This window comes from Sphingorhabdus sp., assembly GCF_044374345.1.
In the GTDB taxonomy this organism is placed as follows: Bacteria; Pseudomonadota; Alphaproteobacteria; order Sphingomonadales; family Sphingomonadaceae; genus Sphingorhabdus_B.
In genome coordinates this window covers 1-13,646 of record NZ_JBILOS010000060.1, presented here as the reverse complement: position 1 = coordinate 13,646, position 13,646 = coordinate 1, and the positions used below count along the sequence as shown (strand labels likewise).

The 13,646-nt window shown below is 55.8% G+C and carries 13 protein-coding genes; 6 read left to right on the top strand and 7 right to left on the bottom strand.

Translation table 11 applies throughout. The features are described 5' to 3' along the window. Nucleotides 1-119: 119 nt before the first annotated feature. Complete coding sequence (gene dprA, locus ACIQ5B_RS07400; RefSeq protein ID WP_397598454.1) at nt 120-1,214, bottom strand: DNA-processing protein DprA; 1,095 nt, start codon at nt 1,212-1,214, stop codon at nt 120-122. Nucleotides 1,215-1,222: 8 nt separating this feature from the next. Further along, complete coding sequence (gene plsY, locus ACIQ5B_RS07395) at nt 1,223-1,822, bottom strand: glycerol-3-phosphate 1-O-acyltransferase PlsY (protein WP_397598453.1); 600 nt, start codon at nt 1,820-1,822, stop codon at nt 1,223-1,225. Between the two features lie 351 nt (nt 1,823-2,173). Between plsY and hemA the strand changes: the two genes are divergently transcribed. Beyond that, entirely contained in the window at nt 2,174-3,394 is a 1,221-nt protein-coding gene (gene hemA / locus ACIQ5B_RS07390) for a 5-aminolevulinate synthase (RefSeq protein ID WP_397598452.1), read from the top strand. On the opposite strand, the gene ACIQ5B_RS07385 is transcribed toward hemA, so the two are convergent. Beyond that, complete coding sequence (locus ACIQ5B_RS07385; RefSeq protein ID WP_397598451.1) at nt 3,382-4,368, bottom strand: threonine/serine dehydratase; 987 nt, start codon at nt 4,366-4,368, stop codon at nt 3,382-3,384. The genes hemA and ACIQ5B_RS07385 overlap by 13 nt on opposite strands. A 54-nt stretch (nt 4,369-4,422) precedes the next feature. Between ACIQ5B_RS07385 and ACIQ5B_RS07380 the strand changes: the two genes are divergently transcribed. The 5 genes from ACIQ5B_RS07380 (at nt 4,423) to ACIQ5B_RS07360 (ending at nt 9,094) form a co-directional block, all read left to right on the top strand. Further along, on the top strand, nt 4,423-5,631 hold the full coding sequence (locus ACIQ5B_RS07380; protein ID WP_397598450.1) for a saccharopine dehydrogenase family protein: 1,209 nt from the start codon (nt 4,423-4,425) through the stop codon (nt 5,629-5,631). Next, nucleotides 5,631-6,785: a carboxynorspermidine decarboxylase gene (locus tag ACIQ5B_RS07375; protein WP_397598449.1), complete on the top strand. Its 1,155-nt coding sequence runs from the start codon at nt 5,631-5,633 to the stop codon at nt 6,783-6,785. Before ACIQ5B_RS07380 ends, ACIQ5B_RS07375 begins: the two co-directional genes overlap by 1 nt. A gap of 128 nt (nt 6,786-6,913) precedes the next feature. Then, nucleotides 6,914-8,119 carry a type III PLP-dependent enzyme gene (locus ACIQ5B_RS07370; protein ID WP_397598448.1) on the top strand — a complete coding sequence of 402 codons (1,206 nt, stop codon included), beginning with the start codon at nt 6,914-6,916 and terminating at the stop codon, nt 8,117-8,119. Between the two features lie 67 nt (nt 8,120-8,186). Next, on the top strand, nt 8,187-8,615 hold the full coding sequence (locus tag ACIQ5B_RS07365; RefSeq protein ID WP_395628857.1) for an MAPEG family protein: 429 nt from the start codon (nt 8,187-8,189) through the stop codon (nt 8,613-8,615). Nucleotides 8,616-8,650: 35 nt separating this feature from the next. After that, nucleotides 8,651-9,094, top strand: coding sequence for an MAPEG family protein (locus ACIQ5B_RS07360; RefSeq protein ID WP_397598447.1), 444 nt, complete (start codon nt 8,651-8,653; stop codon nt 9,092-9,094). Here the strand turns inward: ACIQ5B_RS07360 and ACIQ5B_RS07355 are convergent. From ACIQ5B_RS07355 to ACIQ5B_RS07340, 4 genes are all read right to left on the bottom strand, one after another. Beyond that, nucleotides 9,091-10,290 (bottom strand): class I SAM-dependent RNA methyltransferase, encoded by a 1,200-nt coding sequence (locus ACIQ5B_RS07355; RefSeq protein WP_397598446.1) that lies wholly within the window; start codon nt 10,288-10,290, stop codon nt 9,091-9,093. The two genes, ACIQ5B_RS07360 and ACIQ5B_RS07355, sit on opposite strands and share 4 nt — an antisense overlap. A gap of 142 nt (nt 10,291-10,432) precedes the next feature. Beyond that, nucleotides 10,433-12,154: a dihydroxy-acid dehydratase gene (gene ilvD / locus ACIQ5B_RS07350; RefSeq protein ID WP_397598445.1), complete on the bottom strand. Its 1,722-nt coding sequence runs from the start codon at nt 12,152-12,154 to the stop codon at nt 10,433-10,435. 36 nt (nt 12,155-12,190) lie between these two features. Continuing rightward, nucleotides 12,191-12,928 (bottom strand): N-formylglutamate amidohydrolase, encoded by a 738-nt coding sequence (locus tag ACIQ5B_RS07345; protein WP_397598444.1) that lies wholly within the window; start codon nt 12,926-12,928, stop codon nt 12,191-12,193. Beyond that, a partial coding sequence (locus tag ACIQ5B_RS07340; RefSeq protein WP_397598443.1) for a 4-(cytidine 5'-diphospho)-2-C-methyl-D-erythritol kinase occupies nt 12,925-13,646 on the bottom strand: 722 nt, incomplete at its 5' end. The genes ACIQ5B_RS07345 and ACIQ5B_RS07340, both read right to left, overlap by 4 nt.

Sequence of the window (13,646 nt, the reverse complement as noted above, 5' to 3'; positions counted from 1 at the left end):
CTTGGCTTTTGCAGGTGATTCAACGATGACTAATTGCATGATAATATGAGCTTTTCTAAAATCTCTCGCGTACGCGTATAGGCTGATGGGGTTGGAGGGGTGTCGTCAAGACGAAAATTTCATGCGGTGATACGTACTTTTCCGCCTGCCCCGCGCTCCAGTTTTCCGGCCAGTTCCATTTCGAGCAGAACCATCTGCACATTGGCTTGGCTGCTGCCCGATTGGCGCACCAATTCATCCACCGAAACATAGGTCATGCCCATCAGGTCGATGACAGCTTGTCGTTCGCTATCGGTGTCGTCGCCGATGGTTGCCGGCTCCGATGGAACATATCGCGCCGGCACCGCGCGCATCCGGTGATCCAATGGCCGGACAAGTTCCGAAATTTCTTCGGCATTCTGCACAAGCGTTGCGCCTTCGCGGATCAGCTGGTTACAGCCCCGTGATCTTGGATCAAGCGGCGATCCCGGAATGGCCATAACTTCACGTCCCGCCTCTGCCGCAAGCCGCGCGGTGATGAGCGATCCGGATTTTGGTGCAGCCTCAACCACAACCGTGCCCGCCGATATCCCTGCAATGATCCGGTTGCGATATGGAAAATGCCGCGCGCGTGGTTCAGTCCCGGGCGATTGTTCGGCGATGAGCAAGCCACGTTCGGCAATCGCGTCCTGAAGCGCCTTGTTCTCCGGCGGGTAAACAACATCAATGCCGCCTGCGATCACAGCAATCGTTCCGGTTTCGATTGAACCTGCGTGCGCTGCGGTATCGATGCCGCGCGCCAGTCCTGAGACGACCGGGAATTCCATTTGGCCGAGATCATAGGCCATCTGCCGTGCGAACTGGCATGCGCCAGCCGACGCATTGCGCGCACCGACGATCGAAATGGCTACGCGATTGAGCAGCGCCAATTCACCCTTCACACTCAAGACGGGCGGTGCATTGTCCAAGTGCGACAGCAAAGATGGATATTCGGGATCGCCAATGAAAATATGACGCCCGCCAAATTTCTGAACAAACTGCAACTCGCGGGTGACACTCGCTTCGTCGGCAAGAAGCGACGAAACCCCAACACCGCGACGAACAAGGTCGGGCAAAGCCTCCAGCGCAGCTTTTGCATTGCCAAAGCGGCCTATAAGCTGGCGATAACTGACAGGACCAATATTGGGTGATCTAATCAGCCGAAGCTGATCAAATTGTTCCTGGCTGCTCCCCATTGCCGCGATCAGCCTTTGCTTTTGCCGATACGTGGTTCGGATCCGTCCATCAGGTTTTCGATATTGTTCCGGTGTTTCCAAAACACGATCAACGTGCATGCGACCAACAGGGCCACCAAATCATATCGGCCGAAATAAGCCGCGGCGATAGGCGCGCACAAAGCCGCCAGCAGTCCGGCGAGTGAAGAGATCCGGAAAATCAGAAGCGCGCCGATCCACGCGATGGCATAGACAACGCCGCCTTGCCAAAACAGCCCGAACATGATGCCGGCATAGGTCGCGACCCCCTTTCCGCCTTTGAAACCCAGCCACATAGGATACAAATGGCCAAAGAAAGCGCCTGCTGCCGCAAATGCGGCACCACCCGGCAGATAATGCGTTGCGATAAAGACCGCGACGAAACCTTTTAGCAGGTCGAGCAACAACGTCAGTGCGGCAAGCCCCTTGCGCCCGGTCCGCAACACGTTCGTTGCGCCGATATTGCCCGATCCGATGTTCCGGATATCGCCACCGCCCGATGCCTTAGTCAGCAACAAGCCAAACGGAATTGAACCAAGCAGATATCCAAGCAGAAGACCCGCAATCATGTTGAACCCAATATCATCCATTGGTCGAATCCTCAAAATATCTGTATGACGTAACTGTTTTGTTCCGTCCGCTCAAGGCCACCAACTTGTCAGCCAGCGTGGCGTAACCACCTGACGCCGGACCCGCGTTGGCCGGATACACACACCGACGGAATATTCGTTACAACGGGGCCGCTGGACGCGCTCGAAAGCCTGCGTCTTGCTCGATCCCGCTTTGGTTTGTCGCAAATCAAATCACTCTAAGCGAAAATATCGCATAGAAGCGTCCATTATACCGCTTGTTGCAAGTCGTTCGCGCTGGATTTTTCTATTTCCGGGGACTAATGGGCGACGATGTGCCGCAGCAGCGGCTTAAACCCGGGGTTAGTATCCGTGAATTACGATGCTGTTTTCGAAAAAGCGATTGACCGCCTTCATGCCGAGGGCCGCTACCGCGTGTTTATCGATATTTTGCGGAACAAGGGGAATTATCCCAACGCGCGCTGCTTCGCCGGACATAACGGGCCGAAGGACATCACCGTGTGGTGTTCAAACGACTATCTCTGCATGGGGCAGCACCCCAAAGTCATCACCGCTATGGAAGATGCGCTGCATGATGTCGGCGCGGGTTCTGGCGGAACGCGCAACATTGGCGGCAATACGCATTATCATGTCGAACTAGAACATGAACTTGCCGATTTGCATGGCAAGGATGGCGCATTGCTGTTCACGTCGGGCTATGTTTCCAACGATGCGACGCTGTCGACCTTGGCCAAGGTATTGCCCGGCTGCATCATCTATTCGGACGAATTAAACCACGCATCCATGATTGCCGGTATTCGCAATGCGGGCTGTGAAAAGCGCGTTTGGCGGCATAATGATCTGGCGCATTTGGAAGAGCTGCTCGCGGCCGATGATCCAGAGGCACCGAAGCTGATCGCCTTTGAAAGCGTGTATTCGATGGACGGCGACGTTGCGCCAATCGCGGCCGTTTGCGATTTGGCCGATAAGTATAATGCGCTTACCTATTGCGACGAAGTGCATGCCGTTGGCATGTACGGCGCACGTGGTGGCGGCATTAGCGAACGGGACGAAGTCGCGGACCGCGTAACGATTATTGAAGGCACGCTGGGCAAAGCATTTGGCGTGATGGGCGGTTATATTGCCGCTGATCAAAAGATCATTGACGTCATTCGGTCCTACGCACCTGGTTTTATTTTTACGACATCGCTCTCGCCTGTGCTGGTGGCGGGCGTATTGGCATCGGTTCGTCACCTAAAGGTATCGAGCGAAGAGCGCACCGCGCAGCACGCCAATGCCGCAATGTTGAAAACGTTATTTGCCGATGCGGGATTGCCCGTCATGGTCAGCAATACGCATATCGTGCCATTGATGGTCGGTGATCCGGTGAAGGCCAAGAAAATCAGCGACATATTGCTCGCGGAATATGGCGTATATGTTCAACCGATCAACTATCCCACTGTACCGCGCGGAACAGAGCGCCTGCGTTTCACGCCGGGTCCTCAGCACACCGAGGCTATGATGCGCGATTTAACGAGCGCGTTGATTGAGATTTGGGGCCGGGTGGATATCCGCGCTGCTCAGGCTGCTTGAGCCAAAAGCTGCACAAAGGTTTCCCGGTCCACATTTCCGCCGGATAATGTAACCGCGGTTACCGGCTTTAATTCTATCTTCCCTGCAAGAACGGCCGCGAGCGCAACTGCACCGCCCGGTTCCACCACGAGGTGGAGTTTTTCAAACACCAATCGCATCGCTGCAGCCACTTCAGCGGTGGTAACCGACACACCCTGCGATACGCGGTTGCGAAGAACGTCAAAGTTTATTGGGTAGGTCTGCGGTGTTTGTAAGGCATCGCAATAGGTTGGGTGTAAAAGGTCTTTAACGGGCAAAATCTCGCCTGCTTCAAGCGAACGAATGATGTCATCCCAGCCTTCGGGCTCGACGATTGCGATGTCCGCGTCGGGACAGGCGAGCGCAAGGCCCGAGGCAAGACCGCCGCCACCGCAGCAGGAAACAATCAAATCTGGCCCTTTCATGCCAAGGCATTTTAGCTGCTCGGCAATCTCAATGCCGGCGGTGCCCTGCCCTTCGATAACCCACGGATCACCAAAGGCATGCACGAGGGTCGCATTGCTTTGTGCAATCAACGCGGCAGCGACTTCCTCACGCGATTCCGTTGCGCGGTCATATAATACCACTTTCGCTCCAAGCGCCTTTGTCGCCTCAAGCTTCATACGCGGCGCATTGGAAGGCATGACGATGGTTGCATCTATGCCAAGCTTTTTCGCGGCCCAAGCGACGCCTTGCGCATGGTTGCCGCTCGATACGCCAACGACGCCGCGCGCGCGCTCGTCTTCGTTCAAATCGGAGAGGCGGTGCCACGCGCCGCGAATCTTGAACGCGCCGATTGGTTGCAGCATTTCGGCCTTGCACCAAATCGTGACGCCATCCACCTCAAGCGGCAGCAAGGGCGTTTTTGGCAGAATAGCGGCTATCTTGGCCATCGCCCGCTGCACCCCTTCGTGCGTGGGCGTCGTGATGGCTACAGCCAATTCTTGTCCTGTCATAAAAGGCCCCTATATGCGTGCGCTGAACGAATCTCTGATAAGTGGAAATAGCATATGAGCAAGGTATTGGTAATTGGCGCAGGCGGCGTTGGATCGGTTGCGGTCCACAAAATGGCCATGAACCAGGATATCTTCAGCCATATCAGCCTTGCGAGCCGCACAAAGTCGAAATGCGATGCGATTGCCGTGTCGGTAAAGGAGCGCACGGGTGTCGTTATCGACACTTATGGCCTTGATGCAGATGATGTTGCTGCGACAACCGCCTTGCTGAACCAGATTAAGCCAAGCCTCGTCGTCAACCTCGCGCTCCCTTACCAAGACCTCAACATCATGGACGCCTGCCTTGCTGCGGGCGTGCATTATATGGACACAGCGAACTATGAACCGCTTGATGTCGCCAAGTTCGAATATCACTGGCAGTGGGCATATCAGGATCGTTTCAAGGATGCGGGCCTTGCCGCTTTGTTGGGTTCAGGCTTCGACCCCGGCGTGACATCAGTATTCACAACCTATTTGAAAAAGCATCATTTCGACCGCATCGACACACTCGATATCCTCGATTGCAATGGCGGCGACCATGGTCAGGCCTTTGCCACCAACTTCAATCCGGAAATCAACATCCGTGAAGTCACCGCCGTCGCGCGCCATTGGGAAAATGGCGACTGGGTCGAAACCCCCGCAATGTCGGTGAAGCAAAGCTTTGACTTTGAAGCGGTTGGTCCAAAGAACATGTATCTGATGTACCATGAGGAAATCGAAAGCCTCAAAACCCATCTGCCCGAAATCAAGCGTATCCGGTTCTGGATGACCTTTGGCGACGCTTATATCACCCACTTGAATGTGCTTCAGGCGGTTGGCATGACCCGGATTGACCCTGTCATATATGAAGGCAAGGAAATCATTCCACTGCAGTTCCTGAAGGCCGTTCTGCCTGAACCCGCCTCGCTTGGCCCAACGACCAAGGGCAAGACCAACATTGGCTGCATCGCCACTGGCCTTGGCAAGGATGGCAAGGAAAAGACGCTCTACATCTACAATATCTGCGACCATGAAGATGCCTATGCTGAAACGGGCAATCAGGCGGTAAGCTATACCACTGGCGTGCCAGCGATGATCGGTGCCGCCATGCTGCTCACGGGCAAATGGTCGGGTGCAGGCGTTTGGAACATGGAACAGTTCGATCCCGATCCCTTCATGGACATGCTCAACGCGCATGGTCTGCCTTGGCAGGTGAAGGAACTGGATGGACCGCTGACGTTCTAATGGATACCAAGGCCGGCGATCCTGGCGCGTTTGCGCATTTCGACCTGTATCGCGTTCCTTCGCCGGCATTTGTCGTCGATGAAGCGGCGCTGCGGCGGAACCTTGCTATCCTCGCGGATGTAAAAGCACGGTCGGGAGCCAAAATCCTGTGCGCGATGAAGGCGTTTTCCATGTGGAAAGTGGCACCGATCATCGGCGAATATCTCGATGGCGTATGCAGCTCAGGTCTGTGGGAATCTCGCCTTGCCCGCGATTATTATAAAGGCGAAATCGCAACCTATTGCGCTGGCTATAAAGAATCAGACATGGCCGAAATCGTTGAGATTTCTGATCATGTCATTTTCAACAGCCCCAGCCAGCATAAACGTTTTGCAGCTTTCCTGAATGACAGCGTCGATGTCGGCCTTCGGCTCAACCCCGAACATGCCGAGGGCGAAGTTGCGAAATATGACCCCTGCTCGCCTGGGTCACGCCTTGGTTTCCCTATAAGCCAGCTCAAGCCAGAACATTTGGAGGGCGTGTCCGGTCTGCATTTCCACACCTTGTGCGAACAGGACTTTGAGCCGCTCAAGCGCACATGGGAGGCGCTAAAGCCACAAATCGCGCCCTATTTTGGTCAATTGCGTTGGTTGAACTTTGGCGGCGGACATCACATCACCCGCGCGGATTATCAACGCGACGACCTTGTTGCGTTCATTCAGGAAGTCCGCGCTGAAACCGGCCTCGACGTCTATCTTGAACCCGGCGAAGCGATTGCGCTTGATACCGGCATATTGATTGGCGAGCTGCTCGATGTGTTTGAAAATGGTTTGCCCGTCGGCATCACCGATATCAGCGCGACCTGCCATATGCCTGACGTCATTGAGGCACCTTATCGCCCTGCCATGCTTGGCGAGCGTCAGGACGGCCCTGCCGTGCGTCTGGGTGGCCCCAGCTGCTTGGCTGGCGATATCATCGGAGACTACCGCCTTCCGGTCGCAGCAGAGGCTGGCGTGCGCTTCGCGTTCCTTGATCAGGCGCATTATTCGATGGTGAAGACGAACACCTTCAACGGCGTTCCGCTTCCGTCCATCTGGCTTTGGAACAGCGACACAGACGCGTTGGAATGCGTGCGCGCATTCGACTGGACCGAGTTTAGGGACCGGCTCAGCTAAAAACGCAACGAATCACTTTACATCCCCCCCTGCTTTTCATAAGGGACGCGTCCGCTGCCCCAGGGGGACTTCCAATAACCGCAAGGCAGCCTTGTTGTTTCACGTTATTTTTTTGGGGGTCCCTTGAGTTGCACGAGTATCTTGACGCTCTAGCTGTAGTCCGCGCCCAGCGCCCTGACGAACCTATCACGCTCCTTCGCCCGCATGCCGCTTCGCGCGCCGCCCGTTTCTTCGTTGAGAAGTTTCAGGGCAAGTCGCTGTACGCGGTAAAGGCCAATCCTTCGCCTGCATTGCTTGAGACTTTGTGGGATGCGGGCATCACGCATTATGACGTCGCTTCGCTTGGTGAAGTGCGGTTGGTGAGCAAGTTCCTGCCGGATGCGAAGCTGTGCTTCATGCATCCTGTGAAAAGCGAACGCGCCATTGCGCAAGCTTACCACAACCATGGAGTCCGCACATTCAGCCTCGACAGCCATGAGGAATTGGAAAAGATCGTGCGTGCCACCGATGGCGCAACCGATCTTGAACTGTGCGTGCGTATTCGCGTGTCATCAGAGCATGCGAAACTGAGCCTTGCTTCAAAATTTGGCGCAGACCCGTCCGAAGTAGCAGATTTGCTCGTCGCGACCCGTCAGGTCGCCGATAGCTTGGGCATCTGCTTCCACGTTGGAAGTCAGGCCATGACGCCGGCTGCTTATGCCGAGGCAATGGAGCATGTGCGTGCCGCCATCGTTGAAGCGTCTGTTACGGTTGATATTGTCGACGTTGGCGGCGGTTTCCCATCGGTCTATCCCGGCATGGAGCCACCCGCGTTGGAAGGCTATTTTGAAGTCATCCACAATTGCTTCGAAGATCTTCCCATCAGCTATTCCGCCGAACTATGGTGTGAGCCGGGCCGTGCATTGTGCGCCGAATACGCATCATTGCTGGTGAAGGTTGAAAAACGTCGCGGCCAAGAGCTGTTCATCAACGACGGCGCTTATGGATCATTGTTTGATGCAGCACATATCGGCTGGCGCTTCCCTGTGGCGCTTCAGCGGTCGGACACGTCAATTGGTACCCAGATGGCTGAATTCAGCTTCTACGGGCCTACCTGCGACGATATGGACCATATGGCGGGGCCTTTCATCCTTCCCGATGATGTGCAAGCCGGTGACTATATCGAAGTCGGCATGCTGGGCGCATATGGCTGCGCGATGCGGACCGAGTTCAACGGCTTTGGCGAGACCGACACGGTTCCGGTCGACGATGAACCGATGGCAAGCCTTTATGCCGAGTTGCCCGCCAATGACGCGAGCAATGTTGTGAAGATCGGCAAGCGGTCCGCGCAATAAGTTACAATTGACAAACAATGTTACGTGAAGCACCCTTCCAATTATAAAAATCGTGAGGGTTTTCATTATGGATACGTCGATTTTAGCTCCAGCCGCGGCGTTGGTCGTCTGGTCAATCATCATGCTTTTCTGGATGGCGGGAACGCGCCTTCCTGCAATGTCGAAGATCGGCATGGACCTTAGCAAGGCCGCACCGGGCGGACGTGGTCAGGATATCGACCCACATGTATCACCATCGGTTGCCTGGAAATCACACAATTACACGCATTTGATGGAACAGCCGACCATCTTTTATGCAACGATCATGATCCTCGCGATTTCCGGCGGGGCAACATCGCTGTCGGTATCGCTGGCATGGGGCTATACCGTGTTGCGCGTGATCCACAGCATTTGGCAGGCAACGGTCAACACGGTGGCAATACGCTTCGTGTTTTTCCTGCTGTCGAGCCTGTGCCTGACGATACTGGCAGTCCAAGCGCTGCTGGCGACGATCTGAAGACGTAATAAATTTGTTTTAAGGGGAGAGTTAATATGAATAGTGCAATATTAGGACCAGTTGTCGCGCTTGCGGCATGGACAATGATTATCTGGATATGGATGTATGCCACGCGCATACCCGCCATGAACCGCGCAGGGATTGACGGGTCGAAGATTGTTGGTTCCTCCGCCGGTGCCTTGCGCGATGCGCTGGCTGCCAAAGGCGAAGAAAAAGCCTCATGGGTCGCCGACAATTACAACCACTTACATGAAGCACCTACGGTGTTTTATGCAGTATGTTTGACACTTGCCATGGTTGGTCAGGGCGACAATCTGAACGCAACAATCGCTTGGGTATATGTCGGCCTTCGTGTCGCACATAGCTTGGTACAAATTTTGTCGAACCGCGTTATCATTCGGTTTGGACTGTTTGCATTGTCGTCATTCGCACTCATGATGCTCGTCGCACATGCCGTAATGGCGGTGCTGTTACACTAACGGCTGAAATGCCCAACCAGCTCGATATGGGTTGACCAGCGGAATTGCCCAACAGGCCAAATCCGCTGCAACCTGTATCCAGCGGCCACCAATGTTTTTGCATCCCGCGCAAAGCTCGCCGGATTACAGCTGACATAAGCAATCGACGGAACCGTGGAAGCGGCAAGGTTCGTCACCTGCTCCTTTGCGCCAGCGCGCGGCGGATCAAGCACGACAGTCTGGAACCGGTTCAGTTCATCAGGCGACAGCGGCCGGCGGAAAAGGTCACGATGCTCGGCAAATATAGTGCGGCCCGAACGACCCGCAGCAGCCTTGAGCGCCAGACTGGCCTGAAGATCAGCCTCACCTGCATAAATCTTGCGCCCAGTGCCCATCGACAGCGCAAATGTCCCTGAACCGGCAAACAAATCCGCCACGATACTGTCTTCGCCGATAATGTCATTTACGGCCTGCACCAGCGCCGCCTCGCCATCCACGGTCGCCTGCAGGAAACCATAAGGCTGATACCCCACGGCAATGCCACCCAGTGTGACGGTAACAGGCTCTGGTTCATAAAATGGAACGGGTCCGTAGCCTTCATCCAACGACAGGCGGGCAAGGCCATAGGTTTTCGCAAATTCCGACAAAGTCTCATGCGTATCGAGATCATTGGCGATCCAGTTTTCAATCAACACGTCAACGCCTTGATCGACCATCGCCAATTTGATCTGAACCTGACGCGCACGGTTCAGCCGTGGCTCCAGCAGGCTGCGCAATGGCTTAAGCAGCGCAAATAGCTCTGGCACGACGACATCACATTGCCTTAAGTCGATGATACGGTGACTTTTTTCGGTGCTGAAGCCCAGTTGGAACTGTTTCCCTGCCCATGCCGAACGCACCGCAATGCGCCGGCGCGTGGCGGGTGGAGACAAATGAACGGGCATGACCTCGCCGATGTCTACCTGCTGCGTCGCCAGCGCATGCGTGACGCGCTCTGCTACAAACAAACGCAGACTATCTTCGTCGAGATGCTGCAACTGGCATCCGCCGCATAATGGGAAGTGCTGGCACGGCGGCGTTGCGTGATGCGGTCCGTGGATCAACCCGCCTGCGGGGTCGACGATGTCGCCCGGGGCGGCATGCGCCACATAGCGTCCATTTGCGGTTACGCCGTCGCCGCGTGCTGCGACCCTGATAATCTCTTCTGCTATGCTCATAGCGCCCCATGCCCTTGAAGGCGCGCGCAATCAACCAGCGTCTTTGCTTGCGCCTTCTTCCGCTGCAATTTGCTCGGTCGGGGCAGCACCTTCTCCGCCGCAGCCAGCTAGGCTGGCGAGCAGAAAAGTTGCCGCCGCAAATTTAGATATCGGCAAAGACATGCGTTTCGGCGCTGCCACCAGGATGCGTGACTGCGCCTTTATACGCTGGCCCAACATTTTGAGCATAGCGCCATATTGCGCCTGACCCATAATCGGTGGCGCGTGGCGTCCAATGTTTCCGCCGTTCGTCAAGGACTTCGGCAGGCACGTTGAGGTCGATAACGCCGGTTTCGGCATCGATCATGATCTCGTCGCCATCTTCAATCAAAGCGATGGGACCGCATTCAGCCGCTTCGGGGCCGACATGGCCAATGCAGAAACCGCGTGTGGCACCAGAGAAGCGTCCATCGGTGATGAGCGCAACCTTCTCGCCCATGCCTTGCCCATATAGAGCCGCCGTCGTTGAGAGCATTTCGCGCATACCAGGACCGCCCTTTGGCCCCTCATAACGGATGACAATGACCGAGCCTTCACGGATTTCCCGCGCTTCAACCGCGGCAAAGCAATCTTCTTCGCAGTCAAAAACCTGTGCAGGGCCTGTAAATGTCAGGCGGTCCATACCCGCGACCTTCACGATTGCCCCATCAGGTGCCAATGTGCCGCGAAGGCCAACGACGCCACCCGTGGGCGTTATTGGCGCCGTTGCCGGGTAAATCACCTTCTGGTTCGGGTTCCATGTGATTTCATCGATATTCTCACCCAGTGTCTTGCCGGTAACGGTGATGCAGTCGCCGTACAGAAGACCTTCGGCCAGCAACGACTTCATCAGCATGTACACACCGCCCGCGTCATACATATCGCGCGCCACAAACTGCCCACCCGGCTGCAAATCCGCCATATAAGGCGTTGTTTTGAACGCCTCGGCAACGTCGAACAGATCAAATGCGATACCTGCCTCATGTGCCATGGCTGGCAAATGCAGTGCAGCATTGGTTGACCCACCGGTAGCAGCCACAATTCTTGCCGCATTAACAAAGGCTTCGTGCGTACAGATGTCACGTGGTCTAATATTGTTCGCGAGCAACTCCATCACCTGAAACCCTGCGGCATGCGCAATTTGGTCACGTGTCGAATAAGGCGCTGGCGCCATGTTGCTGTTTGGAAGCGAAAGGCCAATCGCCTCGCCGACGCATGCCATTGTGTTTGCGGTATATTGACCGCCGCAGGCACCATGCCCCGGGCATGCAACACGCTCAAGCTCTTCAAGCTCCGACAACGGGCACGCGCCCGCCGCATATTTGCCAACAACTTCAAAGACGTCCTTAACGGTCACGTCCTTTTCATGATAACGACCGGGCAGAATGGAGCCGCCATAGACAAAGATGGATGGCACGTTCAGCCGAAGCATCGCCATCATCATCCCGGGCAGCGACTTATCGCAACCTGCAAAGCCAACCAGCGCGTCATAACAGTGCCCACGCACCGAGAGCTCAACCGAATCCGCGATAACTTCACGGCTCACCAGCGAGGCCTTCATACCCTGATGGCCCATGGCAATGCCGTCGGTCACTGTGATGGTGTTGAACCGGCGCGGCATGCCGCCGCCCTGCTCCACGCCCTTACGCGCGATGTCCGCTTGTGCATCCAATGTGGTATTGCATGGCGCACTGTCATTGCCTGCCGACACGACGCCTACAAATGGGCGTGCAATTTCCTCAGCAGTCAAACCCATCGCATAATAATAGCTGCGGTGTGGGGCGCGTTCCGGGCCAACGGAAACGTGGCGGCTGGGCAATTTGGACTTGTCGAATTGGTTTGGCATGATGGTCTCCATTATCGCCGCGGCCTTTACGCGTTTTTATGTGGTTAAGCCAAGCTGTTCCGAAACAAAATGGCACATTCCCGACAAAATATGTGCAAATCTTGCTTGGCCAGCAGCGTCGCCGACCAAATCCTGACGCATTTCAATCCCGATATAGGGAATGTTATTGGCTTCGGCATGCCGGTTCATCGTCGCGTTTAGCAATTTGCCCGAATAAGGAAGCTGGTCACCGACGTTAAGGCCGGCATCCTGTAAGAACGGGATAGCCGTTTTCGATGCCGCTTCGTGCGCATTGTAGAGCACACCAACATCCCAGGGACGCGCCTCATCTGGCCGTGTTTTCAATGCGGGTGTGAAGCTATGCAGCGACAATATGAGTGCTGGCCGGCAGTCCCGCAAAAGCGTTTCTAGCCGGTCATGATAGGGCCGGTGATATCGCGCGATCCGGTCCGCACGCTGCATTTGGTTCAAATCATTGCCCGGAATGCGACGTCCATCGCTTTCGCTTGGGATGGCGCCTGCTTCGTGCTCTTCGCGGTTTAAGTCGACGACCAAACGCGAATAACGTCCGAGGAACGCGGCAAAACGGGTGTCTTGCGTCAATATATGCGCGACAGGATCAACGCCAATGTCCCACCCAATATGGGCATTGAGGTGATCAGCGTCTAAATCCAACGCGACATCGCCGGGAACGGCATTTGAAGCATGGTCGCCAATGATCAGGAAACCCCCGATTTTGGGTTCGCCCAATATCAGGAAAGGATCAGCAGTCATCGCAGCTCCGTTCTCATCGACCACCAACGGGGATCCAGAAGCGCTTTTGCTGCCTCTACATCTTTGGCCTCATTAAAAAGTGCGAAGCAGGTGGCTCCTGATCCCGACATGCGCACCATCGCCGGGTTGGCGCGCGCAAGTGCCTTCAAAATGTCCGTGATGGCGGGACAAATGCCCGCCGCGATCGGTTCCAGATCGTTGCGCCCTGATAGCGCCGCTTGCCAGATGTCGCCCCGTGCCACCGGCCCCCTGTCCTCGCCATCCCATGCCGTAAAAATGGCGGCTGTCGATACCGACTGCAGCGGGTTGACCAGCAACAGGTGCCGCGCAGGCACATTGCTGTCATCGCGCAATATAAGCGCGGTTCCGGTTCCGCTGCCAAAACTTGTGCGGCTAAAAACACAGGCGGGAATGTCCGCGCCAAGCGGCGCCAATATATCGGCAAGTTCCTGCGCGCTGACCTGAATATCCCACAGCCGGTTCAGCAACCGTGCCGCTGCCGCCGCGTCGGCCGAACCGCCTCCGATACCCGAAGCTATCGGCAGGCTCTTTGTCAAACGGATGGATGCGCCTTTGGTGATGGAAAAATGGGCGCGAAGCCGGTGCGCGGCTTGCATCACCAGATTATCGTCATCGGCGGAAAGGCCGCTGCCAAAGGGGCCGTCGATCGTGAGGTCGAGTGTATCAGCAAGCGATGCCTGCAACTGATCGCCATGCT

Coding starts and splice junctions, on each gene's coding strand:
- ACIQ5B_RS07380 (WP_397598450.1), top strand. CDS start 4,423: ATGAGCAAGGTATTGGTAATTGGCGCAGGCGGCGTTGGATCGGTTGCG.
- plsY (WP_397598453.1), bottom strand. CDS start 1,822: ATGGATGATATTGGGTTCAACATGATTGCGGGTCTTCTGCTTGGATAT.
- ACIQ5B_RS07375 (WP_397598449.1), top strand. CDS start 5,631: ATGGATACCAAGGCCGGCGATCCTGGCGCGTTTGCGCATTTCGACCTG.
- dprA (WP_397598454.1), bottom strand. CDS start 1,214: ATGGGGAGCAGCCAGGAACAATTTGATCAGCTTCGGCTGATTAGATCA.
- ACIQ5B_RS07345 (WP_397598444.1), bottom strand. CDS start 12,928: ATGACTGCTGATCCTTTCCTGATATTGGGCGAACCCAAAATCGGGGGT.
- ACIQ5B_RS07385 (WP_397598451.1), bottom strand. CDS start 4,368: ATGACAGGACAAGAATTGGCTGTAGCCATCACGACGCCCACGCACGAA.
- ACIQ5B_RS07360 (WP_397598447.1), top strand. CDS start 8,651: ATGAATAGTGCAATATTAGGACCAGTTGTCGCGCTTGCGGCATGGACA.
- ACIQ5B_RS07365 (WP_395628857.1), top strand. CDS start 8,187: ATGGATACGTCGATTTTAGCTCCAGCCGCGGCGTTGGTCGTCTGGTCA.
- ilvD (WP_397598445.1), bottom strand. CDS start 12,154: ATGCCAAACCAATTCGACAAGTCCAAATTGCCCAGCCGCCACGTTTCC.
- ACIQ5B_RS07355 (WP_397598446.1), bottom strand. CDS start 10,290: ATGAGCATAGCAGAAGAGATTATCAGGGTCGCAGCACGCGGCGACGGC.